The organism is Pseudonocardia sp. P1, assembly GCF_000178675.2.
In the GTDB taxonomy this organism is placed as follows: domain Bacteria; phylum Actinomycetota; class Actinomycetes; order Mycobacteriales; family Pseudonocardiaceae; genus Pseudonocardia.
This window is the reverse complement of the sequence record NZ_ADUJ02000001.1, coordinates 435,657-460,476: the sequence shown is the minus strand read 5'-3', so window position 1 is coordinate 460,476 and position 24,820 is coordinate 435,657. Positions and strand designations below refer to the sequence as shown.

The 24,820-nt window shown below is 74.4% G+C and carries 21 protein-coding genes; 9 read left to right on the top strand and 12 right to left on the bottom strand.

The window, feature by feature from the left end; translation table 11 throughout:
- Window positions 1-20 precede the first annotated feature (20 nt).
- A complete protein-coding gene (locus tag PP1_RS01655; protein ID WP_050802336.1) occupies window positions 21-866 on the bottom strand; it encodes a GAF and ANTAR domain-containing protein in 846 nt (281 codons plus the stop codon).
- A gap of 61 nt (window positions 867-927) precedes the next feature.
- Between PP1_RS01655 and PP1_RS01650 the strand changes: the two genes are divergently transcribed.
- Window positions 928-1,905 carry a 5'-3' exonuclease gene (locus tag PP1_RS01650; RefSeq protein WP_075295424.1) on the top strand — a complete coding sequence of 326 codons (978 nt, stop codon included), beginning with the start codon at window positions 928-930 and terminating at the stop codon, window positions 1,903-1,905.
- Between the two features lie 20 nt (window positions 1,906-1,925).
- Window positions 1,926-3,272, top strand: a complete 1,347-nt coding sequence (locus tag PP1_RS01645) for a M20 family metallopeptidase (RefSeq protein ID WP_075314230.1) — start codon at window positions 1,926-1,928, stop codon at window positions 3,270-3,272.
- Between the two features lie 17 nt (window positions 3,273-3,289).
- On the opposite strand, the gene PP1_RS01640 is transcribed toward PP1_RS01645, so the two are convergent.
- Window positions 3,290-3,880, bottom strand: a complete 591-nt coding sequence (locus PP1_RS01640; protein ID WP_010232023.1) for a helix-turn-helix domain-containing protein — start codon at window positions 3,878-3,880, stop codon at window positions 3,290-3,292.
- Between the two features lie 67 nt (window positions 3,881-3,947).
- Here PP1_RS01640 and PP1_RS01635 point away from each other — a divergent pair, with 67 nt between their 5' ends.
- Window positions 3,948-4,964, top strand: a complete 1,017-nt coding sequence (locus PP1_RS01635) for an NAD(P)/FAD-dependent oxidoreductase (RefSeq protein WP_075314231.1) — start codon at window positions 3,948-3,950, stop codon at window positions 4,962-4,964.
- Window positions 4,965-4,967: 3 nt separating this feature from the next.
- On the opposite strand, the gene ctaD is transcribed toward PP1_RS01635, so the two are convergent.
- From ctaD to PP1_RS01615, 4 genes are all read right to left on the bottom strand, one after another.
- On the bottom strand, window positions 4,968-6,695 hold the full coding sequence (gene ctaD, locus PP1_RS01630; RefSeq protein WP_010232562.1) for an aa3-type cytochrome oxidase subunit I: 1,728 nt from the start codon (window positions 6,693-6,695) through the stop codon (window positions 4,968-4,970).
- Between the two features lie 132 nt (window positions 6,696-6,827).
- On the bottom strand, window positions 6,828-8,042 hold the full coding sequence (locus PP1_RS01625; protein ID WP_075314232.1) for a GNAT family N-acetyltransferase: 1,215 nt from the start codon (window positions 8,040-8,042) through the stop codon (window positions 6,828-6,830).
- Between the two features lie 49 nt (window positions 8,043-8,091).
- Entirely contained in the window at window positions 8,092-9,048 is a 957-nt protein-coding gene (locus PP1_RS01620; protein ID WP_337819659.1) for a DUF4333 domain-containing protein, read from the bottom strand.
- A gap of 37 nt (window positions 9,049-9,085) precedes the next feature.
- The gene (locus tag PP1_RS01615) at window positions 9,086-12,004 is read right to left on the bottom strand and encodes a DEAD/DEAH box helicase (RefSeq protein ID WP_075314234.1); all 2,919 of its coding nucleotides are present in this window, start codon (window positions 12,002-12,004) and stop codon (window positions 9,086-9,088) included.
- Window positions 12,005-12,252: 248 nt separating this feature from the next.
- Here PP1_RS01615 and PP1_RS01610 point away from each other — a divergent pair, with 248 nt between their 5' ends.
- Entirely contained in the window at window positions 12,253-13,089 is an 837-nt protein-coding gene (locus PP1_RS01610; RefSeq protein ID WP_010235244.1) for a siderophore-interacting protein, read from the top strand.
- A gap of 27 nt (window positions 13,090-13,116) precedes the next feature.
- On the opposite strand, the gene pyrH is transcribed toward PP1_RS01610, so the two are convergent.
- The 5 genes from pyrH to PP1_RS01585 all read right to left on the bottom strand — a co-directional run bounded on the left by pyrH (window position 13,117) and on the right by PP1_RS01585 (window position 17,668).
- On the bottom strand, window positions 13,117-13,857 hold the full coding sequence (gene pyrH / locus PP1_RS01605; RefSeq protein ID WP_010235247.1) for a UMP kinase: 741 nt from the start codon (window positions 13,855-13,857) through the stop codon (window positions 13,117-13,119).
- A 135-nt stretch (window positions 13,858-13,992) separates the two neighbouring features.
- On the bottom strand, window positions 13,993-15,105 hold the full coding sequence (gene tatC, locus PP1_RS01600) for a twin-arginine translocase subunit TatC (protein WP_249265986.1): 1,113 nt from the start codon (window positions 15,103-15,105) through the stop codon (window positions 13,993-13,995).
- Between the two features lie 13 nt (window positions 15,106-15,118).
- Window positions 15,119-15,421: a Sec-independent protein translocase subunit TatA gene (gene tatA / locus PP1_RS01595; protein ID WP_010237781.1), complete on the bottom strand. Its 303-nt coding sequence runs from the start codon at window positions 15,419-15,421 to the stop codon at window positions 15,119-15,121.
- Between the two features lie 199 nt (window positions 15,422-15,620).
- Entirely contained in the window at window positions 15,621-16,682 is a 1,062-nt protein-coding gene (locus PP1_RS01590; RefSeq protein WP_060633734.1) for a helix-turn-helix transcriptional regulator, read from the bottom strand.
- The gene (locus PP1_RS01585) at window positions 16,679-17,668 is read right to left on the bottom strand and encodes a helix-turn-helix transcriptional regulator (RefSeq protein ID WP_060575940.1); all 990 of its coding nucleotides are present in this window, start codon (window positions 17,666-17,668) and stop codon (window positions 16,679-16,681) included. The genes PP1_RS01590 and PP1_RS01585 overlap by 4 nt, the downstream gene beginning before the upstream one ends.
- 175 nt (window positions 17,669-17,843) lie before the next feature.
- Between PP1_RS01585 and PP1_RS01580 the strand changes: the two genes are divergently transcribed.
- From PP1_RS01580 to glsA (PP1_RS01570), 3 genes are all read left to right on the top strand, one after another.
- A complete protein-coding gene (locus tag PP1_RS01580) occupies window positions 17,844-18,083 on the top strand; it encodes a hypothetical protein (RefSeq protein ID WP_029240044.1) in 240 nt (79 codons plus the stop codon).
- 88 nt (window positions 18,084-18,171) lie between these two features.
- A complete protein-coding gene (glsA, locus tag PP1_RS01575) occupies window positions 18,172-19,218 on the top strand; it encodes a glutaminase A (RefSeq protein ID WP_010242436.1) in 1,047 nt (348 codons plus the stop codon).
- A gap of 44 nt (window positions 19,219-19,262) precedes the next feature.
- The gene (gene glsA, locus PP1_RS01570; RefSeq protein ID WP_010242434.1) at window positions 19,263-20,261 is read left to right on the top strand and encodes a glutaminase A; all 999 of its coding nucleotides are present in this window, start codon (window positions 19,263-19,265) and stop codon (window positions 20,259-20,261) included.
- Between the two features lie 49 nt (window positions 20,262-20,310).
- On the opposite strand, the gene pafA is transcribed toward glsA (PP1_RS01570), so the two are convergent.
- Complete coding sequence (gene pafA / locus PP1_RS01565; RefSeq protein ID WP_010242432.1) at window positions 20,311-21,672, bottom strand: Pup--protein ligase; 1,362 nt, start codon at window positions 21,670-21,672, stop codon at window positions 20,311-20,313.
- Between the two features lie 114 nt (window positions 21,673-21,786).
- On the opposite strand from pafA, the gene PP1_RS01560 reads away from it, so the two are divergent.
- Window positions 21,787-23,292: a phosphatase PAP2 family protein gene (locus PP1_RS01560; RefSeq protein WP_139323881.1), complete on the top strand. Its 1,506-nt coding sequence runs from the start codon at window positions 21,787-21,789 to the stop codon at window positions 23,290-23,292.
- Complete coding sequence (locus PP1_RS01555; protein WP_075314235.1) at window positions 23,289-24,812, top strand: amidohydrolase; 1,524 nt, start codon at window positions 23,289-23,291, stop codon at window positions 24,810-24,812. The genes PP1_RS01560 and PP1_RS01555 overlap by 4 nt, the downstream gene beginning before the upstream one ends.
- Window positions 24,813-24,820 lie beyond the last annotated feature (8 nt).

The window sequence follows — 24,820 nt, the reverse complement described above, 5'->3', positions numbered from 1 at the left end:
GTTCGCGGGCGGGCCCGCGGTCACTCCGCGTCGAGCGCGTCCGGGTGGGCGGTCACGGTCCCCGCCAGCTCGACGAGCTTCACGTTCAGGTCCTGGGAGGTGCGGCGGAGCACGTCGAAGGCCTCGTCGGCGGTCATGCCCCGGCGGGCCATGAGGATGCCCTTGGCCTGCCCGATGAGGTCCCGCGACTCGATCGCACGCCGCATCTGGGCCTCCTGCAGACCCGCGGCGGAGACCGCCGCGCAGGTGGCGAGCGCCAGGGACGCGTGCGTGGACAGCAGCAGCATCCGGTCCTGGTCGGCGGGCGTGAAGGCGCCGGGCAGGGCCGCGTAGACGTTGAGGGCGCCGGGCAGCCGGGGCGGGGCGATGTCCGGGATCAGCGAGGTCGCCAGGACCGACAGGTAGCCGTACTCGACCGCGGCCGCGGCGAACTCGGGCCAGCGGTCGTCGGTGCGCAGGTCCGCGGCGACGGCGAGCGCCGGGCCCTCGGCGCGGGCGGACTCCACGCAGGGGCCGCGGCCGCTGCGGTACTGGGCCTGGTCGATCGCGGACGCGGCCGGGCCGGTCTCGACCGGGGTGTGGAAGTGACCGTCGTCCTCGCGGAGCGTGACGCTCACGAGGTCGGCGCCCGGGACGACCCGGTGGACCGACTCGACGACCCGGGCGAGCACGTCGCCGACGGTCCCGGACACGAGCAGTGCGCGGGTCAGCTCGGCGAACTCGCGGGCCAGCGGGCCGGTCGCGGCGAGGCCGTCCTCCGCGTGCCCGTCGCGGCCCTGGGCGACGACGAACCGGGCGCGGTCCTCCGTCCACTCCTGCTCGCCCTCGCCGACCGGGACCCCGTGCGTGTGCTCCACCGGCACCATGATGCACCGGTCGGGCGGTGTCGCGTCGCGCCACCGGCCGTGAGTGACAGACTCGACGCCCATGAGCGACCGCCCGCTGTTGTTGCTGGACTCCGCGAGCATGTACTTCCGCGCGTACTTCGGGGTCCCGGAGAGCATCACCGCCCCGGACGGGACGCCGGTCAACGCGGTCCGCGGGTTCACCGACATGATCTCGCGCCTGGTCACGGAGCAGCGGCCGTCCCGGCTGGTGGCGTGCCTGGACCTGGACTGGCGGCCGGCGTTCCGGGTCGCGGCACTGCCCTCGTACAAGGCGCACCGGGTGGTGGCGGCGCGGGCGGCCGACGAGGTCCCGGCCGGCGTCCCGGAGGAGGTGCCCGACACCCTCGGCCCCCAGGTGCCGGTGATCATGGAGGTGCTGGCCGCGGCGGGGATCTGCACCGCCGGCGCCGACGGGCACGAGGCCGACGACGTCATCGGCACCCTCGCCGACCGGGAGACCGCCGACCCGGTGCTGGCCGTGTCCGGGGACCGGGACCTCATGCAGATCGTCCGCGACCCGGGCGACGGCCGCCCGCGGGTCCGGCTGCTCTACATCGGCCGGGGCCTGAACAAGGCCGAGGACCTGGGGCCGGACGAGGTCGCCGCCAAGTACGACCTGCCCCGGGACCGGGCCGGCGCCGCGTACGCCGAGATGGCGATGCTGCGCGGCGACCCCTCCGACGGGCTGCCCGGTGTCCCCGGTGTCGGCGCGAAGACGGCGGCGACCCTGGTCGGGCGGTTCGGGTCGTGGGCGGAGCTGCTGGCGGCCGTCACCGACGGCGACCCCCGGCTCGCGGCCGGGCCCCGGGCGAAGATGACGGCGGCGCGGGACTACCTCGACGTCGTCGAACCGGTGGTGCGGGTGGTCACCGACGCCCCGGTGCGGATGAGCATCGACGACACCGCGCTGCCTGCCGAGCCGGTGGACCCGGCGCGGCTCGACGAGCTCGCGGAGCGGTGGGGGCTCGAGTCGTCGGTGGCGCGCCTGCGGAAGGCGCTGGCGGCCGCCGCGTCCTGACCGGTGCGAGGATCGGGGCCGTGACGTGCCCCGACCACCAGCCACCACAGCAGCCGAGCCGGGCCCACGACGACGCCGTGGCCCGCGAGACCGCGCGGCGGGCCGCGGCCGCCGAGCCGATCACCTCCCCGCACGACGGGGCGCCCGCCCCGGCCCGCGCCCGGGTCACGGCGGCGGTCGACGAGCTCGCCGGGGACCTGCGGGACCTCTCGCACGACCTGCACGCGCACCCGGAGACCGCGTTCACCGAGCACCGCTCGGCGGCCGCGCTCGCCGGCCTGCTCGCGCGGCACGGGATCACCGCCGAGGTCGGCGTGCACGGGCTGGAGACCGCGCTCCGCGCCCGCGCCGGGAACGGCCGCGGCCCGACCGTCGCCGTCCTCGCCGAGTACGACGCCCTGCCCGGCATCGGGCACGCCTGCGGGCACAACGTGATCGGCACGGCCGCGACCGGCGCGTTCCTCGCACTGGCCCGGCTGCTCGCGGGCCCGGACGCCCCGGACGGCACGGTGCTGCTGCTCGGGACACCCGCCGAGGAGGGTGGCGGCGGCAAGGAGACGATGGCCCGCGACGGCGCGTTCGACGGCGTCGACGCGGCGGTCATGCTGCACCCGTTCGCCCACGACATCGCCGACCACCCGTTCCTCGGCCGCCGCCAGCTCGAGGTGACCTACCACGGTGTCGCCGCGCACGCCGCCGCCCAGCCCCACATGGGGCGCAACGCGCTCGACGCCGTCGTCATGGGCTACCAGGGTGTCGCGATGCTGCGCCAGCACCTCCCCGGCACCGACCGGGTGCACGGGATCGTCGTCGACGGCGGGCAGGCGCCGAACGTCGTCCCGGAGCGGGCGGCGGCGCGCTACTACCTGCGCTCCCCCGACCCGGAGACGCTGCGAGACCTGACCGACCGGGTGCAGGCGATCGCGGTCGCCGCGGCCGCGATGACCGGCTGCGGCTACACGCTCCAGTGGGATCCGAGGCCCGCCTACCTGCCGATCCGGCACAACCGGACGCTGGCCGCGCGCTGGGCGGTGCACCAGGAGGGGCGGGGACGGCGGGTGCTCCCCCGCGGGGTCGTCCCGGAGACCGAGACCGGCTCGACCGACCTCGGGAACGTGTCGCTGCGGGTGCCGTCGATCCATCCGATGATCGGGATCGCGGAGCCGGGGACGGCGCTGCACACCACCGGGTTCGCCGAGGCGGCGGGCGGGCCCGCCGGGGACCGGGCCGTGCTCGACGGCGCGGCCGGGCTGGCGCTCGTCGTCGCCGACCTGCTCCACGACGACGGGTTGCGCGCCGCCGTCGCCGCCGAGTTCGCCGAGGCGGGCGGCCCGGTCGACGTGCCGTCGTACTTCGACGGCCCCTGAGCCCGGGGCCTCGCGGCTCAGTCCGGGCGGCGGTTCCGTGGCGCTGCCCGGGTGTGGATCTTCTCCCCCTGCGGGCCGAACAGGCTCAGCAGCTCCACCGGGTGGTCGCGCTCGGCGGAGCCGAACCAGTGCGGGACGTGGGTGTCGAACTCGGCGGCCTCCCCGGGGCCGAGGACGACGTCGTGCCCGCCGAGGACCAGCCGCAGCCGGCCGTCGAGCACGTAGAGCCACTCGTAGCCCTCGTGCACCTGCGGTGCCGGCTCGTCGCCCCGCCACGGCACGATCATCTTGAACGCCTGCAGCCCGCCCGGCCGCTCGGTGAGCGGGACGACGGTGCTGCCGTGCACCCGGCGGGGCCGCAGCCGCACCCGAGGGTCCCCGACGGGCGGTGCGGCGACCAGCTCGTCGAGCGGGACCTGGTGGGCGGTGGCCAGCGGCAACAGGAGCTCCAGTGTCGGGCGGCGGCCACCGGACTCCAGCCTCGACAGCGTGCTCACCGAGATGCCGGTGGCCTCCGACAGGTCGGCCAGTGTCATGCCGCGCTCGCTGCGCAGGCCCGCCAGCCGGGGGCCCACACCGGCCAGGGTGTCCGCGATCGCCTCGTCCATGCGGTCAGTTTGCCACTCCGGCAACGATAGTTGCCAGTTTTCTCCGCGGGCGCGCACGCTCGACGGCATGAGCGACTACGACGTGATCGTCATCGGCGGCGGTGCCGCCGGCCTGTCCGCCGCGCTGATGCTGTCCCGGTCCCGCTGGCGGACCCTGGTCCTCGACGACGGGACCCCGCGCAACGCCCCGGCCGAGGGGGTGCACAACTGGCTCACCCGCGACGGCCTGCCGCCCGCGGAGATCGCCCGGATCGGGCGCGCCGAGGTCACCGGCTACGGCGGGGAGGTGCGCGACGCCCGCGCCGTCTCCGCGCGGGCCGTGCCCGGTGGCGGGTTCGCCGTCGGCACCGCGGACGGACGCGAGGTCACCGGCCGCCGGCTGCTCGTCACGACCGGCCTCGCCGACGAGCTCCCGGCCGTCGACGGCCTGGCCGGCCACTGGGGCGGCCCGGTGTTCGCCTGCCCCTTCTGCCACGCCTGGGAGCACCGCGACACCCGGATCGGCGTGCTGTCCACCGGGCCGCACGACCTGATGAAGGCGCACATCGCGACCCGCTGGAGCAGCGACGTGACGCTGTTCCTGCACACCGGCCCCGAACCCGGCGACGACCAGTGGGAGGCGTTCGCCGCCTGCGGGATCTCCGTCGTCGACGGGGAGGTGACGGCCGTCGAGGCCCCGGACGGCCGGCTCGCCGGGCTGCGGCTGACCTCGGGCGTCGTCGTGCCGGTCGACGCGCTGGCCGTCTCGCCGGGGGCGCGGGCCCGGGCCGGGTTCCTCGACGGGCTCGGCCTGACCGTGACCGAGCACCCGTCCGGGCTGGGCGACCACCTGCCCGCGGACCCGATGGGCGCCACCGCGGTCCCCGGGGTCTTCGCGGCGGGCAACGTCACCGACCCGATGGCGACCGTCCCCGCGGCGGTCGCCGCCGGGGCCGCCGCGGCCGCGGGGATCACCCGGGACCTGCTGACCGCCGACATCGCCACGGCGGTGGAAGCGGCCCGGGAGCCCGCGTTCTCCGCGAGGGCCGAGCGGGAGTGCGCCGGCCGGGTGGCCGGTGACCGGGTGCACGGTCTCGCGCCCTGACGCTCAGGGCCGGGTCACCGCGTCGCCCCGCGCGGTGGCGACGGACGGCGGCGTGTGCGCCTCCGCGCGGGCGCGTTCGACCAGGTGCGGGTAGTGCAGGTCGAACGCCGGGCGCTCGGAGCGGATCCGGGGCAGCTCGGTGAAGTTGTGGCGCGGCGGCGGGCAGGAGGTGGCCCACTCCAGGGAGTTGCCGAAGCCCCACGGGTCGTCGACGGTCACCACACGGCCGTGCCGGTAGCTCCGGAAGACGTTGTAGACGAACGGCAGCGTAGAGGCACCGAGCACGAACGCCCCGACCGAGGAGAGGGTGTTCAGGACGGTGAACCCGTCCGTCGGCAGGTAGTCCGCGTAGCGGCGCGGCATGCCCTCGTTCCCGAGCCAGTGCTGGACCAGGAACGTCAGGTGAAAGCCGATGAAGGTCAGCCAGAAGTGGATCCTGCCGAGGGTCTCGTCCATCATCCGGCCGGTCATCTTCGGGAACCAGAAGTAGATGCCGGCGTAGGTGGCGAAGACGATCGTCCCGAACAGCACGTAGTGGAAGTGGGCGACCACGAAGTAGGTGTCCGAGACCTGGAAGTCCACGGGCGGCATCGCGAGCAGGATCCCGGTCAGGCCGCCGAACAGGAACGTGATCAGGAATCCGGCGGCGAACAGCATCGGCGTCTCGAACGTCAGCTTCCCCCGCCACATGGTCCCGATCCAGTTGACGAACTTGATCCCGGTCGGGATCGCGATGAGGAACGTGGTGAAGGAGAAGAACGCGAGCAGCACCGCGCCGGTCGCGAACATGTGGTGCGCCCACACGACCACCGACAGGGCCGCGATCGCGACGTTGGCCATGACCATGCCCTTGTAACCGAACAGCGGTTTGCGCGAGAACACCGGGACGACCTCGGAGATGATCCCGAAGAACGGCAGCGCGACGATGTAGACCTCGGGATGGCCGAAGAACCAGAACAGGTGCTGCCAGAGGACGACGCCGCCGTGGACCGGGTCGAACACGTGCGCCCCGAGGTGCCGGTCGGCCTCGAGTGCGAACAGTGCCGACGTCAGGATCGGGAACGCGATGAGGATCAGGATCGCGGTGACCAGGACGGCCCAGCACAGGATGGGCATCCGGAACATCGTCATGCCCGGACCGCGCATGGCCACGATCGTCGTGACGAAGTTGACCGCGCCGAGGATCGTGCCGAGCCCGGCCACGATCAGGCCGGTGGCCCACAGGTCCGCGCCGAGACCGGGCGAGTGGATCACGCCGGACAGCGGGGTGTAGGCGAACCAGCCGAAGTCGGCGGCGCCGCCGGGGCTCAGGAAACCGGCCACGACGATGATCCCGCCGAACAGGAACAGCCAGTAGGAGAACGCGTTCAGGCGCGGGAACGCGACGTCCGGGGCGCCGATCTGCAGCGGGACGATGTAGTTCGCGAAACCGAACAGGATCGGTGTCGCGTAGAGCAGCAGCATGATCGTGCCGTGCATGGTGAACAGCTGGTTGTACTGCTCGGTGGAGAGGAACTGCAGCTCGGGCCGCGCCAGCTCGGCGCGCATGAGCATCGCCATCGCCCCGCCCACCATGAAGAACGCGAACGACGTGACCAGGTACAGGATCGCGATGTCCTTGGGGTCGGTCGTGCTCAGCATCCTCGTCAGCGCCGATCCCTTGCCGGGGCGCCGCGGGGTCACCGTCGGGCTCGGCCTGCGCGGCACCGGGACGGGGACGATCGGGGTCATCGCGGACCTCCCGGCGATCCTGCGGGGCGCGGACGACGGGACCGGCAGCCGCGTCGTGCATCCGCCCTGGTGGGCGGGCGAGAGTACGCGCGTCCCGCCCGCCGCACACGTGCCGAGGGTCCCGGGGACCGGTCAGAAGAAGGTGCCGCTCCACGGTGCGGGCCCGGGCACCGCGAACAGCGCGTCCGCCCGGACCGCGGCACCCGGTACGTGCTCGGTCCAGCGCCCGGCGGCGGCCAGCGCCGACGGCGTCCGGTCCCCCAGGAACGCGGGGGCGAGCGACTCCAGGCCGCACTCCAGCTCCGGTAGCGCGTCCCCGGCCGGGCGGACACCGCCGGGGCCGATCCGCCAGGTACCGGCGTCGTCGAGGACGGGGTCGTGCAGCCGGAGGACGACCGGGTCGCCGGATCCCCAGGACCGCGCCGCCAGCGCCGCGCCGACGTCGACGATCCGCAGCCACAGGTCGTCGGACCGGCCGGTGACCCGGTGCGCGCGGCCGTCGGTCAGGAGCAGGTCGAGGTCCTCGTCCAGCGGGCGGGCCCAGGCGGTCACGGCGTCGCTGAGGTCGGCGCCGGTGAGGAACCGCCACAGCCCGGCGGTCGCCGCGGGCGACCCGGCCCACATCTGCTGGACGGAGATCGTGTCGTTCCCGCCGGGCTCGCCCTCGGAGATCCCCCAGATCGCGAACCCGTCGTCACCGTCCGGGCCGGTGTGCACCCCGATCTGCTTGTACTCCCCGGCGGACGGGCCGCCCGGGTCGATCGCGCGCCGCCACCAGCGCGGGTTGCGGGTCATCCCGCCGGGCCGGTCCGCGGCGAGGCGTTCCTGCAGGTCCGGCAGGATCTTGCCGGCCTCGGCGGTGCCGAGGAGCCGGACCCGGCCGCCGGCCGGGGCGTCGGCGCGCCAGGCCGGGCGGGCGGTGACCCGCACGTGCTGGCCGCGGGAGGCGACGCCGTAGCCGTAGCGGCCGTAGATCGCCGCCTCGCTGGCACGCAGGACCGTCACGGTGTCGCCGCGCTCCCGGGCCGCGGTCAGCTGGGCCCGCATCAGCGCCGTCAGCCGGCCGGCACGGGTGCGGTCGGCGCGGACACCGACGCCGCTCACCGCCGCGGCCGGGACCCGGGCACCGCCCGGGAGGGTCAGGCGGGACGGGAACGAGTTGGCGCTGCCGACGATCTCGCCGTCGGGGTCGACGACACCCAGCCAGTGCTCGTCGCCGGCGTGCCCGTGCGCCTCCCACGCCTCGTCACCGGCCGGGCCGCGGTGCAGCGTCGACAGGAACAGGTCGTAGGCGGCGCGCCGCTGCGCCGGATCGGTCAGGGTGCGGACGTCGTGCTGTGCGCTCACGTCCGCCGAGCCTGCCCGCGCGGCGGCGGCGCCGCCATCGCTTTCCGGGTCAGACCCGGTTCACCTGGTAGTCGCCCTCGTCGGAGGTCACGATGCCGGCCACCTCGACCTGCTCGCCGTCGACCACGGCCTGGCAGGCGAACTGCGTGCCGGCCGAGACCTCGACGTCGTCGGGGCACTGCACGGCACCGACCTCGAGGCCGTAGTCCTCGGTCAGGACCTGGTTGACCCCGGTCTGCAGCGCGGTCTGGTCGAGGTGGCTCGTCAGGAGCCACGCCGGCCACACCAGCGCCGAGACGGCCAGGACCGCGACCAGCAGCACACCGGCGCCGGCCAGGGCCCACTTCTTCCCGTTGCCGGCCGGCGCCCGCACGGCCTCGCTCGGGGCCCACGGCTCCGCACCCGGCCCGGCGCCGGACCAGCCACCGCCGTCGCCGGGCTGCTGCGCGACGGTCGGCTCCTCCGTGTACCCGGCCGGGGGTGCACCCGCGGGCACGGCGGCGGCCGGTCCCTCCGGTGCACGACGACGGCCGCCGCGCCGGCCGGTGGGCACCGCCCAGGTGTCGCCCTGGTCCGGTGGGGTCTCGTCGCCCCACAGCGGCGCGGAGTGTGCACCGCCGCGCGGATCCTGCCCGGCACCCCGGTCGTCCCGGCCGCCGGTGTCCCAGCCCCCGGTGTCCCAGCTCCCGGTGTCCCAGCTCCCGGTGTCCTGCGGCGACCAGGCCCCCGTCGCGGCGGGGTCGGCGCCGGGTCCGGCGTCACGGGACGCGTCGTGCCGCGCGGTGCGCGGGTCCCAGCCCGCGTCACCCGCGCCGCGGTCGGCCCAGCCGGGCGCACCGCCCGCGCCGCCCCAGCCGTCGCGCCCGTCCTGCTCCGGGGACCAGGCCCCCGTCGACTCCGGATCGGCGCCCCACCCGCCCGGCGGAGGGCCGCCCCACACGGGCAGCTCCCCCGTCCGCTCGGAGGCATCCTCGGGATGCCTGTCCGGACCCTGCGGGTTGCTCATCGCCGACCTCTCGCCGTCCTGCTTGTCGTCTCGCACGTCATTCCATCCCGGCCGCGACCACGCCGCGCCGGACCGCACCGGAGGCCCGGTGCGCGGCCTTCCCCACCGCGCTCGACCGGCCGGCGACACCGGCCACCTGGTCGAGCAGGTCGAGGACCTGCCGGGCCCAGCGTACGAAGTCGCCGGCGGACAGCTCGTGCCCGTTGCGCTCGGCGGCCTCCAGAACCTGTGCGAGGGACTCCCCGCGCGCCCAGCGGTGCATCGGCCAGGCGAAGGCCAGGTCGGGTGCGCGGGTGCGTTCGGCCTTGTGCCGCCGCTGGTCGGCCTCGAGCTCCTCCCAGATCCGCACCGTCCGCTCGCAGGCGTCGGAGACCGGGCCCTGCGGCAGTCGCGGCATCGGGGCGTCGTCCCGGCGCGACTCGTAGACCAGCGCGGACGCCACCGCGGCGAGCTCGTCGGGCTCCAGCCCCTCCCAGGCGCCGTGGCGCAGGCACTCGGCGGCGAGCAGGTCCGACTCCCCCCACAGCCGGGCGAGGACGCGGCCGTGGTCGGTGACCTCGTCGTCACCGGGGCCGACCTCGGCGACCGGCATGAGGTAGCCGCGCTCGGTGAGCAACGCCCGGATCCGGTCGAACGACCGCGCCAGCGAGTGGGTCGTGGCGCGCACCTTCTGCCGCAGCGTCTCCGTCTCGCGTTCGAGGCGGGCGTGGCGCTCGCCCCAGCGGGCGTGCGCCTCGCGGTCGTCGCAACCGTGGCAGGGGTGCGCGCGCAGTGCCCGGCGCAGGGTCACGAGCTCCGGGTCGTCCTGCACGCCGTGCCTGCGGCGGCGGCCGGGGTCCGGTGGGACGATCCGGGAGTTGCGCAGCGACGACGCCAGGTCCCGGCGGACCTGCGGCGACCGGTGGTCCACCCGCTTCGGGATCCTGATCCGCCCCAGTACCTCGACGGCCGCCGGGAAGTCCGCCGCGGACAACCGCCCGGCCCACCGGTCCTCGGTGCAGACGAGCGGGCGCGGCTCGGGGTCCCGGCCGTTCGCCGAGTACGCCCCCACGCCCGCGTCGAGCACCACGGCGATCCCGGCCCGCTTGCCCGCCGGGATGCCGATGACGTCACCGGGGCGCAGCTCGCGCAGCGACTCGGTGGTCTCGTCGCGGGCGGCGGAGGTGTTCTGCCTGCGCAGCGACTTCTCCCGCTCGGTGATCCGCCGGCGCAGGTCCGCGTACTCGGCGAAGTCGCCGAGGTGGCAGGTCATCGACTCGCGGTAGCCCGCCAGCGCCTCGGCGTTGCGGTCGATGCGCCGGGCGAGCCCGACGACCGAGCGGTCGGCCTGGAACTGCCCGAACGAGCGTTCCAGGAGTTCGCGGGCGGCGTCGGTGCCGAGCCGGCCGACCAGGTTGACCGACATGTTGTAGACCGGCCGGAACGAGCTGCGCAGCGGGTAGGTGCGGGTGGAGGCGAGCCCGGCGACCTGCTCCGGGTCCATGCCGGGCGTCCAGAGGACGACGGCGTGCCCCTCCACGTCGATCCCGCGCCGCCCGGCGCGGCCGGTGAGCTGGGTGTACTCCCCCGGGGTCAGGTCGACGTGCGCCTCGCCGTTGTACTTGACCAGCCGCTCCAGCACGACGGTGCGGGCCGGCATGTTGATGCCCAGTGCCAGGGTCTCGGTGGCGAACACGCATCGGACGAGCCCGGCGACGAACAGCTCCTCGACGGTCTCCTTGAAGGCGGGCAGCATGCCGGCGTGGTGCGCCGCGACACCGCGTTCGAGGGCCTCGCGCCACTCCCAGTAGCCGAGCACCCCGAGGTCGGCCTGCGGCAGGTCGCCGGTGTGCTTCTCGACGATCCGGCGGATCTCCTCGACGTCGTCCGGGTCGGTGAGCCGGACGCCGGCCCGCACGCACTGGCCGACGGCGGCGTCGCACCCGGCGCGGGAGAACACGAAGGTGATCGCCGGCAGCAGGCCCTCGCGGTCCAGCCGGTCGATGACCTGCACCCGCGACGGCGGTCGGAACCCGCCGCGGGACGGCCCGCCGGGGCGTGGCCCCCGCCCGACGACGGCCGTGGCGTCCTGCTTCCCGCCGCGCGTCCGGCCGCGGTCCCGCGGCCCGCCACGCCCGCGGCCGCGCGGGCCCCGGTCGCCCGCCCGGTCGGCGGCCCGGGAGCCGGCGGAGTCCCGGCGCTGCATCTCCCGGGTGTGCCGCACCAGGTCGGGATCGACGACGAGCTGCGACGGCGCGTCCCGGTCCTCCGGGCGGATCTCGCCGAACAGGTCGAACAGCCGGTTGCCGACCATCATGTGCTGCCACAGCGGCACCGGGCGGTGCTCGTCGACGACGACCCGGGTGTCCCCGCGGACCTCGATCAGCCAGTCGCCGAACTCCTCGGCGTTGCTGACCGTCGCCGACAGCCCGACGAGGGCGACGTGCTCGGGCAGCTGGAGGATGACCTCCTCCCACACCGCCCCGCGGAACCGGTCGGCGAGGTAGTGCACCTCGTCCATCACGACGTACCCGAGGTGGTCGAGCCGCCGGTTCGCCGCCTTGTCGCTGTCGGCGTAGATCATGTTGCGGAGGACCTCGGTGGTCATCACGACCACCTGGGCATCACCGTTCACGGCGGTGTCCCCGGTGAGCAGGCCGACGGCGTCCGGGCCGTAGCGGTCGACGAGATCGGCGTACTTCTGGTTGGAGAGCGCCTTGATCGGCGTCGTGTAGAAGCACTTGCGGCCCTCGGACAGCGCGAGGTGCACCGCGAACTCGCCGGCGACCGTCTTGCCCGCGCCGGTGGGGGCGCACAGCAGGACGCCGTGGCCCTCCTCCAGCGCCTCGCACGACTCCCGCTGGAAGCCGTCGAGGTCGAACGGCAGCAGGCCGGTGAACTCGGCCAGCCGGGGGTGTGCGGAGCGGGCCTTGGCCGCCGCGTAGGCGGCGGCCGGATCGGGAGCCTGATCGCTCACGCCTGACCGGGTACTCACCGCCCCAGGCTGTCACACACCCGCCGTGACCCGCCTCGCAGACGTGTGTGACGCGTCTCCTCCCGGCACGTCCCGCCGCGGTACGGGCCAGGTCACACCCCGTCGGCGGCGGAGTCGCCTCGACGGCCGGGGCGTCGGCGGGACAGACTGATCGACGACGTCCGAACGTCCGACCACGCGTCTCCCACCACGGATCGCATGTCCACTCCGCGCGAGCAGAAGGTCCGCACATGTCCAAGGAGATCGCCCACCGGATCGTCGACGTGCACGCCGTCGACCGCCTGTCCCCCAGTCTCGTCCGCGTGACGGTGGGCGGGCCGGGCCTCGACGGCTTCGAGCCGCTCGGCGTCCCCGACGAGGGGTGTGTGTTCAACTTCCCGGTCCCCGGCACCGGCGGGGACCCCGTCGCGGACGTCGGACGCTGGTACACCGTGCGCCGCTTCGACGCGGCGGCCCGGGAGATGGACGTCGAGATCGTCCTGCACGCCGGTGGCGTCGGCGGCGAGTGGGCGGCCGGCGCGCGGGTCGGTGACCGCCTGCGGATCACCCACCACAACAGCTGGTTCCGGCGCCCGGAGGACGCGGCCTGGCAGCTGCTGGTCGGCGACGTCACCGCGCTGCCGGCGATCACCCGGATCGCGGCCGAGTCGCCGGACCGGGTCATGACGACGGCGATCGTCGAGATCCCCGACCCCGCGGACCGGCGGGACCTGGGCGTCGAGACGCGCTGGATCGACAATCCCGCGCTGGCCGGTGCCGGGAGCGTGCTGCACGAGGTCGTGACCGCCCTCTCCTTCCCGGAGGGGCCCGGCTACGTCTACGTCGCCGGCGAGGTCGCCGCGACCCGCGGGGTCCGCAAGTACCTGCGCCACGAGCTCGGGATGCCGGCCACCGGCTACGGCGTCATCGGGTACTGGCGGGTCGACGCCGACACGTGGCGGCGGCGTGAGGCCGACTCCGGTGTGGACACCGCCCAGCTCTACGCGGAGGCGCAGCGCCTCGGCTCCGACGAGGAGGAGATCCGCGACCTGTTCGAGGAGCGGCTCGCGCGGGTCGGGCTCCTGTGAGCCCGGCCCGCGGGGCCGGTACCCGGCTCAGCGGGCGAACTCGGCCTCGACGATGTCGGAGTTGATCTCCGTGCCGTGGTGCTCACCACGGCAGATCGCGGCCATCAGGCCGTCCCGCTCGATGTCGAACACGTGCAGCGGCAGGCCGTGGTCGCGGGCCAGGATGAAGGCCGTCTGGTCCATCACCGCGAGCCGCCTGGACAGCACCTCGTCGTAGGGCAGCCGCTCGTAGCGGTGCGCGTCGGGGTTCTTGCGGGGGTCGGTGTCGTAGACGCCGTCGACGCCGTGCTTGGCGACGAGCAGCGCGTCGGCACCGATCTCCAGCGCCCGCTGGACGCTCGGGTAGTCGGTGGTGATGAACGGCTGGCCGTTGCCACCGGAGAAGATCAGGATGGCGTCCTTGTCGAGGTGGCGCTTCGCGCGCAGCCGCAGGAACGGCTCGGCGACCGCGTTGATCGGGATCGCGGTCATCACCCGGACGTTGTCCTCGCCGCTCGCGGAGAGCTTGCCGCGCAGCAGCAGGCTGTTGATCACCGTGCCGAGCATCCCGATGTTGTCGGCCTCGACCCGGTCGATGCCCCACGAGTCGGAGCGGTTCCCGCGGAAGACGTTCCCGCCCCCGACCACGACGGCGATCTGCACCCCGAGCTCGCGCACCTGACGGATCTGCGCGGCCAGGTGGGCGAGGGCCTTCGCGTCGAACCCGAAGCCGTCGTCACCGGCCATCGCCTGGCCGCTGAGCTTGATGACCACCCGGTTGTACTTCATGCGCCCCGACCCAACTCCTCGCCTGTACTGCCCGTTCCGGACCCGGGGAGAGAGCGTACGGCCGCACCCGGCGCCGTGGGGGGACAGGGTCTCCCGGGACCGGCCGGCGCCGCTCGGCGCCGGCCGGCACGCCGGTCAGGTGATGTCGTCGAAGGAGTCGCCCGCGGGGCGCTCCGGCGGTGTGGACGGCGCCGGCGGCGGCGGTGCGGACGGCGGCGGCGACGCGGGCGGGCCTGCCGACGTGGGACGCGCGGACGCCCGGCCGATCACCGCGGGCGCGGCCGGACCGGCGCCGGCCGGGGACGACTCCCCGACCGCTGCGGGCTCCTCGATCCGCGACGGCCCGCCGAGGTCCGAGGGCCCGTCGATCCGGGACGGCGAGGTGTCGAGCGGCGACGGGCTGTCCGGGTCCCAGGACTCCCAGCCCTCGGCCGCGCGGCGCCGCTCCCGTCGCCGGTCGGAGATCCGGCAGACCTGGATCGCACCCTCGAACAGCAGGGTCAGCGCCATGGCCAGCGCGATCATGGAGATCGGGTCCTGGCCGGGCGTCGCGATCGCCGCGAAGACGAACAGCCCGAAGATCAGGCCGCGCCGCGACTTCTTCAGCATCTGGTAGCTGACGATCCCTGCCCCGTTGAGGGCCACCACCAGCAGCGGGATCAGGAAGCTGACCCCGAAGATCACGATCAGGTTGACGACGAGCGAGAAGTACGACGCGCCGGTCAGCGCGGTCGTCTGGATCTCGCTACCGATCGTCAGCAGGAAACCGAGGGCCTGCGGGATGATCAGGTAGGCGAGCACCGCGCCCGCGACGAACAGGATCGCGGCGACCGAGACGAAGCTCAGCGCGTAGCGCCGCTCCTTCTTCACCAGACCCGGCGTGATGAAGCCCCAGAACTGGTACAGCCAGATGGGGCAGGCCAGGATCACCCCGGCGGTCGCACCCACCTTCAGCCGCAGCATGAACTGGTCGAACGGCGTCGTGCCGAGGAGAGTGCACGAGTTCGGGTCGGCGTTGAACGAGGCACGCGACGACGCGGGCAACGAGCAGTACGGGTCCTTGAGCAGCTCGCCGAGGCTGGGCCAGCCGAAGAACGAGACCTCGAACCAGATGTAGCCGAACACCGTCGTCACCGCGATCGCGGCGAGCGAGATGCCGAGCCGGTTGCGCAGCTCGTAGAGATGCTCGACGAGGGTCATGGTCCCGTCGGGGTTGAGCCTGCGCTTCCGACGGAACGGGGACTTCACGGTGCCGGCGACCTCAGCCCGCGGTGCCGCGGTCCTGCGGCGACGGGGCCTGCTGACCCTGCTGCGCCTGCGGAGCGGGCTCGGTCGTGGCCTGCGGCGTGGCGGGCAGCTCCTGCGGAGCGGCCTTCTCCTGCGGCGCGGCCTTGTCGCCCTGCGCGGCCCTCGACGTGGCGTCGTCGTCCTTCAGGCCCTTCATCTCGCCCTTGAACACACGGGCGGACTGACCGACCGAACGCGCCATCTCGGGCAGCTTCTTCGCGCCGAACAGCAGCAGCAGCACGGCGATGATGATCAGCCATTCGTAGCCACCGGGCATGGGACAAACCCTCCGTCGATCCGCCGGTACGTGACCGAGTCTACGCACGGCCCCTGTGCGGTCCCTGTGCACCCGGTACGGGACGGCTGGGTGCTCACCCGCTGTTCACCGGGCCGTTCACCGCGCCGTCCGCCGCGTGACCCTGCCGCCGGTCCGCCCGGCGTCCGGTCGCCGAGGGTGGCCGAGCGTGGCGGACCGGTCACGTTCCGTCGCTGACCTGCAGTGCCTCACGGGCCCGGGCCCGGACCGCGCCGGCAAGCTCGGCCGGCTCGACGATCCGCGCGGCACCCCCGAGTCCCAGCACGAGCCGCACCAGCCAGTCCGGGTCGGCGAACCGCAGCAGCACCCGCAGCCGGCCGGCCGGGGCGGGGTCACCACCGTCGGCCTGCGGCACGCCTCGGGGCGCGGTGCCGGGTGGCGGGTCGCCCTCGGTGTCACCGGCCCCGGGGACGCGGACGTCGTCGACCGGGTAGTACTCGGCGACCCAGTGCGCCTCGGGCTCCAGCTCGAGCACGGCGTGCCGCTGCCCCTCACGGCGCCCGAAGAGCCCGTGCGAGACGTCGGTGGGCTCCGCGTCGGGGTGCGGCCGGGACGGCTCGCCGAGCTCCTCGGCCTGTTCGACCCGGTCCAGCCGGAACATCCGCACTCCCCCGGCCCGGCGGCACCACGCCTCGAGGTAGCTCCGCCCCTCGGCGACCACCAGACGCATCGGGTCCACGTCGCGCCGCGACACCGCGTCCCGGCCCGCCGTGAAGTACACGATCCGCAGCGCGCGCCCGCGGTCCAGCGCCCGCCGGACGACGGCCGTGGACTCCCGCTCCCCCGGGCCCGACTCCACGGCGACCAGCCCGTCGAGGCCCCCGGTCCCGGCCTGTTCCCCGGCCGTGCCGACCGCGGCCTCGATCTTGCCGATGGCGCGCGCGACGGCGTCGGAGTCGACCACCCCTGGCGACTGGTGCAGCATCCGCAGTGCCACCAGCAGCGCGGTCGCCTCGCTGGTGGTCAGCCGCAGCGGACGGGTGAGGCCGGCGTCGAACACGACGTCGACGGTGTCCCCGGCGAACGACAGGTCCACCAGGTCGCCGGGCCCGTAGCCGGGCAGCCCGCACATCCACAGCAGCTCGAGGTCCTTGCGCAGCTGCTTCTCGTCGACGCCGAAGTCGGCGGCCGCCTCCGCGACCGGCACGCCCGGGTGCGCCCGCAGGTACGGCACCAGCGACAGCAGCCGGGGCAGCCGCTGCGCGACCCCCTGGCGGCTCACCGGGCCCGGTCCACGGCGAGGTCGGCGGCGCCCGCCCACAGCTCCCGCACGGCGACGGCGAGCTCCGGCGGGTCGAGGACGGCGACGTCCGGGCCGTGCCCGGCCAGCCACCGGGCGACGACCGACCGGTCACGGAGGTCGATCTCGATCAGCACCCCCGGCCGTCCTCGGTGCTCGTGCGGGCCCCGCTCGCGCCCGATGCGACGCAGCCCGGCCGCCCGGCCCTCGGCGACCCAGACCCGCGCCGTACCGGTCACCGGCCCGGGGCCCGCGGAGGAGCGCACGATGCCGCGCAGGTCGACGCCGTCGGGGACCCGGACCGCGCCCTCGGGCCCGGTCCCGCGGACCGCACCGGTGATGCGGGACAGCCGGAAGCAGCGGACCGCGTCGCGGTCGCGGTCGTGGCCGACGAGGTACCAGCGGCCGCGGTAGGACACCACGCCCCACGGCTCGACGGTCCGTCGCGACGGCGGGTCGGCCGGGCCGCCGCGCCGGTGGTCGAAGACCACGACCTGCCCGGCGCGGGTCGCGGCCAGCAGCGGGGCCAGCGCCGGTTCCCCGGCGTGCGGGCCGGGCCGGACGGTGGCGGCGGGGGTCTCGGCGACCTCCACACCGGCCGCGCGCAGCTTCACCAGGGCCCCGTGCGCCGCGCCGGCGAGGTCCGGTGAGTCCCACAGGTTCCCGGCGAGGGCGACGGCGGTCGCCTCGTCGGGCTCCAGCTCGATCTCGCCCAGCTCGTAGTCGGCGCGGGCGATCCGGTAGCCCTCGACGGTGTCGAACACCGAGTTGTGGCCGGTCTCCAGCGGGACGCCCAGTTCGCGCAGCTCGGCCTTGTCCCGTTCGAACATCCGGAAGAACGCCTCGTCACCCGCGGCCTCGGCGTAACCGGGCACGGTCGCGCGGATCCGCTCGGCGGTCAGGTACTGCCGCGTCGACATCAGGCAGAGGACCAGGTTCACCAGTCGCTCGGCGCGGGCGGAGGACACGAGAGGCATCGTAGCCAGGGGCCCGGCGCCCGGCCGTGCGCCCCGCGCGGACCGGCACCGGCCACTGCGCCCGTCTCATCCTGCGACACCCCCGTTGACGCCCGGCGCAGCCGGGGAAAGGCTCACCGGACGGCGTGGCACCGCGGCCGCGCGGGTGTGCGTGGAGGTGGGCGAGATGACGGCAGAGCAGGAGACCTTCAACCCGTGGACCGTGGTGAACCTCGTGTTCCACCATCTCGCCGACGAGGGACTGCACCCGGTGCTGGGCGAGGCGGGCGACCCGGCGGCCGCGGCCACCGGCCTGCTGCGCTCGATGGGCATCGCCCCGGCACCGGAGAAGGCGGGCCCCGCCGATCCGGACGTCCAGGACGAGCTGGCCGAACTCCGGCGCCGGATCATGCCCGGGATCGAGTGACCCCGTCCCCGTGATCTAGGTTCCGCTGCGCACACCCGGGTCGCGGCGGTCCACCGGCCCCGCGCCGAGACGGCGGAGGGGGCGGGACATGGAGCAGACCGAGCGCGAGATCGTGCAGGAGCAGCTCGAGGAGCTGCACCAGGTCATCGGGCGTCCCGGCGGCATCCCGGACAACCGCGTCGTCGCCTACTACCCACCGTCCATGGCCGCGCAGTCGAACCTGTTCGGGCTGGCCGCGACCGACGTCGACGGCACCCAGTGGCAGGTCGGCGACGCCGAGGCCCGTTTCCCGCTGCACTCCATCTCGAAGGTCTTCACCTACGGCCTCGCGCTCGAGGACAACGGCCGCGAGGACGTCCTGCTGCGGGTCGGGGTCGAGCCGTCCGGCGACCCGTTCAACTCGATCTCCTTCGACGACGTCAACAACCGCCCGTTCAACCCCATGATCAACGCGGGTGCGCTGGTGGCGGCGAACCTGGTGCACGGGGCGACGAAGGAGGAGAAGGTCGAGCGGCTGCTCACCCGGCTGCGGATCTACTCGGGCAACCCGGACCTCGCCGTCGACGAGGACGTCCTCGCCGAGCAGCTCGTGTCCAACGACCGCAACGTGTCGCTGAGCTACCTGATGCGCAGCCTGGGCATGCTGCACGGCAACATCGAGGACAACCTCTACGTCTACCTCGCGGCCTGCTCGGTCACGGTGACCGCCGTCGAGCTGTCCACGATGGCCGCGACGGTCGCGCGGGGCGGGGCGAACCCCTTCACCGGCGTCCCGGCGCTGCCCCGCACCTACACCCGCGACGTCCTCAGCGTGATGAGCATGTGCGGCATGTACGACGCCGCGGGCCAGTGGGCCTACGACGTCGGCATCCCGGCGAAGTCCAGCGTGTCCGGGGCGATCCTGGCGTCCATCCCGGACGCGATCGGCGTCGGCGTCTACTCCCCCGGCCTCGACCGGCACGGCAACTCGGCGCGCGGGGTCGCGGTGTGCCGGGCGTTGTCGGACCGGTTCGGGCTGCACGTGTTCGCGGACCCGTCGGAGTCGCGGCTGGGCCGGATCGTCCGGCCCGCCCGCCGCGACGACGCCACCGAGATGTACCCCTCGGGTGACGGTTGGCTCCCCGAGGGTCTGTGACGTCGTAGGTTCTCCAGCGGACATCGTCGACGAAAGGGACACCGATGGTCGCCCAGGCCGAACGGGAGCTGGTGCAGGAGCAGCTCGAGGACCTCCGCAACACGTGCTCGGCGGGTGGCGGGAGCCTGCTGCCCGGCGAGGAGATCGTCAGCTACTACCCGCCCGAGATGGAGAGCCGCGCCGACGAGTTCGGGCTCGCCGGGACGAACGTCGACGGCACCCGGTGGGAGGTCGGCGACTGCGGGATCCGCTTCCCGCTGCACTCGATCTCGAAGGTCTTCACCTACGGTCTCGCGCTCGAGGACAACGGGCTGGACGAGACGTTGCGCCGGGTCGGCGTCGAGCCCTCCGGCGACCCGTTCAACTCGATCACCTTCGACCAGGTCCACCACCGGCCGTTCAACCCGATGATCAACGCGGGTGCCCTGGTCGCGGCGAACCTCGTCAAGGGGGCCACCAAGGAGGAGAAGGTCGAGCGGCTGCTGGAGCGCAACCGCGACTACACCGGGAACCCGGACCTGGTCGTCGACCAGAAGGTCCTCGACGAGCAGCTGGTCTCCAACGACCGCAACCTCGGGCTGAGCTACCTGATGCGCAGCCTGGGCATGCTGCACGGCGACATCGACGACAACCTCTACGTCTACCTGGCCGCCTGCTCGATCGCGGTGACCGCCCCGGAGCTGTCCCTGATGGGGGCGACCCTCGCGAACGGCGGCCGCAACCCGGTGACCGGCCGCCGGGCGCTGCCGCGGGAGCACCTGCGCACGGTGGTGAGCGTGACGAGCATGTGCGGCATGTACGACGCCGCCGGCGAGTGGGCCCACGACGTCGGCATCCCGGCCAAGAGCGGCGTGTCCGGCGGCATCATGGGCATCCTGCCGCGCTGGTTCGGTCTCGGCGTCTACTCGCCGGGCCTCGACCGGCACGGCAACTCGGTCCGCGGCGTCGCGGTCTGCCGGGAGCTCTCGCGGCGGTTCGGGCTGCACGTGTTCGCCGATCCGGCGGAGTCGCGGTTCGGCCGGGTCGCGCAGCCGGAGGACTGACGGCTCGTGGGTGGTCGTCGCGGTTCCGGCCGCGACGACCACGCACGACCTAGAGCGAGGCGATCAGCCGGTCCACCCGCTCGTCGACGGCGCGGAACGGGTCCTTGCACAGCACGGTCCGCTGCGCCTGGTCGTTCAGCTTCAGGTGCACCCAGTCGACGGTGAAGTCCCGGCCGGCGGCCTGGGCGGCGGCGATGAAGTCGCCGCGCAGCTTCGCCCGGGTGGACTGCGGCGGGGTGTCCTTCGCGGCCTCGATCTCGCCGTCGTCGGTGACCCGGTCGACGAGGTCCTTGCGCTGCAGCATGTCGAACAGCCCGCGGCCGCGCCGGACGTCGTGGTAGGCCAGGTCGAGCTGGGCGATCCGGGCGCTGGACAGCTCCAGGTCGTGCTTCTCCCGGTACCGCTCGACGAGCCGGTGCTTGATCGCCCAGTCGATCTCGCGGTCGATGAGCGACAGGTTCTGGGACTCGACGGCGTCGAGGGTGCGCCCCCACAGCTCGACGACGCGCTCCATCACCTTGTCCTCGTGCCCGCGGCTCTGCAGGAACTCCACGGCCCGGGCGTGGTACTCGCGCTGGATGTCCAGCGCGCTCGCCTCGCGGCCGCCCGCCATGCGGACCGGGCGCCGCCCGGTGAGGTCGTGGCTGATCTCGCGGATCGCCCGGATCGGGTTGTCCAGGGTGAAGTCCCGGAACTGGACGCCGGCCTCGATCATCTCCAGCACGAGCGTGGCCGTCCCCACCTTCAGCAGGGTCGTCACCTCGGACATGTTCGAGTCGCCGACGATGACGTGCAGCCGTCGGTAGCGCTCGGCGTCGGCGTGCGGCTCGTCGCGGGTGTTGATGATCGGCCGGGACCGGGTGGTCGCCGAGGAGACGCCCTCCCAGATGTGCTCGGCCCGCTGGGACAGGCAGTACACCGCGCCGCGCGGGGTCTGCAGGACCTTGCCCGCGCCGCAGATCAGCTGGCGGGTGACCAGGAACGGGAGCAGCACGTCGGCGATCCGGGAGAACTCGCCCTGCCGCGCGACGAGGTAGTTCTCGTGGCAGCCGTAGGAGTTGCCCGCCGAGTCGGTGTTGTTCTTGAACAGGTAGATGTCCCCGCCGATGCCCTCGTCGACGAGCCGGCGCTCGGCGTCGACGAGCAGGTCCTCGAGGATGCGCTCGCCCGCCTTGTCGTGGGCGACGAGCTGGGTCAGCGAGTCGCACTCGGCGGTGGCGTACTCGGGGTGGGATCCGACGTCGAGGTAGAGGCGGGCACCGTTGCGGAGGAAGACGTTGGAGGACCGGCCCCACGACACCACCCGCCGGAAGAGGTAGCGCGCCACCTCGTCCGGGGACAGCCGGCGCTGCCCGTGGAAGGTGCACGTGACACCGAACTCCGTCTCGACCCCGAAGATCCGACGCTGCATGGGGTTCAGGGTAGGCGTTGGACCCCCTCTACTGTCACGGTTGTGAGCGGATGGTTCGAGCGCGTCGCACGGCGGTCCCGACGAGTGGACGGGGGGATCGACACCGTCTCGCAGGTGGACAGGTCCATCACCGACTTCGTGGCGGGCAGGCCACCCAGCCGGGTGGACCGGACGCTGCGGCGGCTCACCCGGACGGCCGACCACAGCGTGCTCTGGTTCGCGATCGCGGGGATCCTCGCCGTCCGGCGGGGTGCCGGGCGCCAGGCGGCCATGCGGGGTGTCGCGTCGATCGCGCTGACCAGCCTCACCGCGAACGCGCTGCTGAAGCCGCTGCTGCCGCGCCGGCGTCCGGCCGCGGCGGAGCTGCCCGCGTTCCGGACGGTGGCCGACCCGCCGTCCTCGTCGTCGTTCCCGTCCGGGCACGCCGCCTCCGCGGCCGCGTTCGCGACGGCCGTCGTTATGGAAAACCGGCGGGCGGCGCCGGTCGTCGTGCCGCTGGCCGCGATCGTCGGCTGGTCGCGGGTGCACGTCGGCGTGCACTGGACCTCCGACGTGGTGGCCGGGGCCGCCGTCGGGACCGCGGTGGCACAGCTGACCCGCCGCTGGTGGCCGGTCCGCCCCAGCGACGAGGCCAGGGCGCGGCCGATCGACACCGTGCCGGAGCTGCCGCAGGGCGAGGGCCTGGTGATCGTGTCCAACCCGTTCTCCGGGCCGCCGGACCACGACGTGTCCGACGAGGTCCGGGAGCGTCTCCCGGCCGCGCACCATCTCGTCGTCGGCGACGGGATCAAGGTCGAGGACATGCTGGAGGACGCGATCGCGCAGCGCGGGCAGTGGGTGCGCGCGGTCGGCGTCGCGGGCGGCGACGGCACGGTGGCGACCGCGGCGTCGGTCGCGGACCGGCACGGGCTGCCGCTGGTCGTCGTCCCGGGCGGGACGCTCAACCACTTCGCCCGTGACGTCGGCGTCTACGACACCCAGGAGGCCGTCGACGCCACGCAGGCCGGTGAGGCCGTCGCCGTGGACCTGGCCCTGGTCGAGGCCCACCCCGGGCGGCTGGACGACCCGGAGGACATCTCCGTCACCCGGACCCGCTACTTCATCAACACGGCCTCGATCGGTTCCTACCCGGAGCTGGTGCGGCTGCGCGAGCAGTGGCAGCCGCGCTACGGCAAGTGGCCCGCCTTCGCCGCGGCCCTGATCACCGTGCTGCGGCGGTCCGAGAAGATCTCGGTGAAGATCGAGGACCGCTGGTACAAGGTCTGGTTCCTGTTCGTCGGCAACGGCCCGTACTACCCGCGCGGCGCCGTGCCGGCGTGGCGGCCGACGCTGGACTCCGGCCTGCTCGACGTCCGCTGGCTGCGCGCCGACGTGCGGTTCTCCCGGCTGCGCGTGGTGATCGCGCTGATCCTCGGCGCGCTCGGCCACAGCCGCGTCTACCACCAGCGTGAGGTGCCGCGGGTCGACGTCGAGCTCCTGGAGCCGAGCATGCTCGCCACCGACGGCGAGGTCGTCGAGGAGGCCGGCCGGTACACGTTCCGGGTCGCCGAGCGCCCTATCCCGGTCTACCGCCGCGACGAGGAGCGCTGGACCGGCCGCGACCGGCCCTTCCAGGGATGAGCGCCGCCGGGGGCGGGCGCACCCTGCTGCGGTCGGTGCGCCCGCTCGCCGCGGACCGCACCGGGCTCGGGGAGCCGGTCGACGTGCTCGTGTCCGGGCACCGCGTCGCCGCGATCGGGCCCGGGCTCGACCCCGGCGGGGCGGAGGTCGTCGACGGCGACGGGCGCGCACTGCTGCCCGGCCTGTGGGACCACCACGTGCACATGGCGCAGTGGGCGCTGGCCCGCCGCCGGCTCGACGTCTCCGGCGCCCGGTCGGCCGCGGAGTGCGCCGCGCTCGTCGCGGAGCGCCTCGCGCAGGCCCCGCCCGCGCCGGGCGAGGCCCTGGTCGGGTTCGGGTTCCGGGACTCGCTGTGGCCGGACGAGGCGCACCGCGACCTGCTGGACCCGCTCGCGGGCGACGTCCCGGTCGTCCTGGTGTCGGGTGACCTGCACCAGGGCTGGCTGAACGGGCCGGCACTGGACCGGTTCGGGCACCGCGGGCACCCGACCGGCCGGATCCGCGAGTCGGAGTTCTTCGCGGTCACGGTCGCGCTGCAGGACGTCCCCGACGAGACGCTCGACGGGTTCGTCGCCGACGCGGCGGCCGCCGCGTCGGCCCGGGGTGTCGTCGGGATCGTCGACTTCGAGGCACCGTGGTCACTGCCGGACTGGCGGCGCCGCATCGCCGCGGGCGCGACCGGACTACGGGTCGAGGCGTCGGTGTGGCCGGACCGGCTCGACGACCTCGTCGCGACCGGGCTGCGCACCGGCGACGCCGTCGACGGGTGCGACGGCCTGCTCACCGCCGGCCCGCTCAAGGTGATCACCGACGGATCGCTGAACACCCGCACCGCGTACTGCTACGACCCGTACCCGGCGCCGCCGGGCGCACTGATCGACAACCCGTGCGGGCTGCTGCTCGTCCCGCCGGACGAGCTCCGCCCGCTGCTGGCCCGGGCGCACGACGCCGGCCTGGAGGCCGCGCTGCACGCCATCGGCGACCACGCGAACACCCTGGTGCTGGACGCGTTCGCCGCCACCGGGGCGCGCGGGCGGATCGAGCACGCCCAGCTGCTCACCGGCGACGACGTGCCCCGCTTCGCCGCGCTCGGCCTGGTGGCCAGCGTGCAGCCCGAGCACGCGCTGGACGACCGCGACGTCGCCGACCGGCTCTGGGCGGGCCGGACGGGGCGCGCGTTCGCGTTCGCGTCGCTGCACGGCACCGGGGCCCGGCTGGCGCTCGGCTCGGACGCCCCGGTGGCCCCGCTCGACCCGTGGGTCGCGCTCGCCGCGGCCGTGCACCGCTCCGCCGACGGCCGGGAGCGGTGGCACCCGGAGCAGGAGCTCGACCGGGCCGTCGCACTCGGCGCGTCGTTCGGCGTGGTCGGCGGCTCGACGGCCCGGGTCGCCGAGGGCGTCCGCGCCGACCTGGTGCTGACCGACGCCGATCCGGTCACCTGCGACCCGGCCGTCCTGCGCGCGATGCCGGTCGCGGGGACGCTCGTCGGCGGCCGGTGGACACACCGGGACGGCGTCTGAGGTGCGCC

Coding starts and splice junctions, on each gene's coding strand:
- PP1_RS01655 (WP_050802336.1), bottom strand. CDS start 866: ATGGTGCCGGTGGAGCACACGCACGGGGTCCCGGTCGGCGAGGGCGAG.
- PP1_RS01650 (WP_075295424.1), top strand. CDS start 928: ATGAGCGACCGCCCGCTGTTGTTGCTGGACTCCGCGAGCATGTACTTC.
- PP1_RS01640 (WP_010232023.1), bottom strand. CDS start 3,880: ATGGACGAGGCGATCGCGGACACCCTGGCCGGTGTGGGCCCCCGGCTG.
- PP1_RS01635 (WP_075314231.1), top strand. CDS start 3,948: ATGAGCGACTACGACGTGATCGTCATCGGCGGCGGTGCCGCCGGCCTG.
- ctaD (WP_010232562.1), bottom strand. CDS start 6,695: ATGACCCCGATCGTCCCCGTCCCGGTGCCGCGCAGGCCGAGCCCGACG.
- PP1_RS01620 (WP_337819659.1), bottom strand. CDS start 9,048: ATGAGCAACCCGCAGGGTCCGGACAGGCATCCCGAGGATGCCTCCGAG.
- PP1_RS01610 (WP_010235244.1), top strand. CDS start 12,253: ATGTCCAAGGAGATCGCCCACCGGATCGTCGACGTGCACGCCGTCGAC.
- pyrH (WP_010235247.1), bottom strand. CDS start 13,857: ATGAAGTACAACCGGGTGGTCATCAAGCTCAGCGGCCAGGCGATGGCC.
- tatA (WP_010237781.1), bottom strand. CDS start 15,421: ATGCCCGGTGGCTACGAATGGCTGATCATCATCGCCGTGCTGCTGCTG.
- PP1_RS01580 (WP_029240044.1), top strand. CDS start 17,844: ATGACGGCAGAGCAGGAGACCTTCAACCCGTGGACCGTGGTGAACCTC.
- glsA (WP_010242436.1), top strand. CDS start 18,172: ATGGAGCAGACCGAGCGCGAGATCGTGCAGGAGCAGCTCGAGGAGCTG.
- glsA (WP_010242434.1), top strand. CDS start 19,263: ATGGTCGCCCAGGCCGAACGGGAGCTGGTGCAGGAGCAGCTCGAGGAC.
- pafA (WP_010242432.1), bottom strand. CDS start 21,672: ATGCAGCGTCGGATCTTCGGGGTCGAGACGGAGTTCGGTGTCACGTGC.
- PP1_RS01555 (WP_075314235.1), top strand. CDS start 23,289: ATGAGCGCCGCCGGGGGCGGGCGCACCCTGCTGCGGTCGGTGCGCCCG.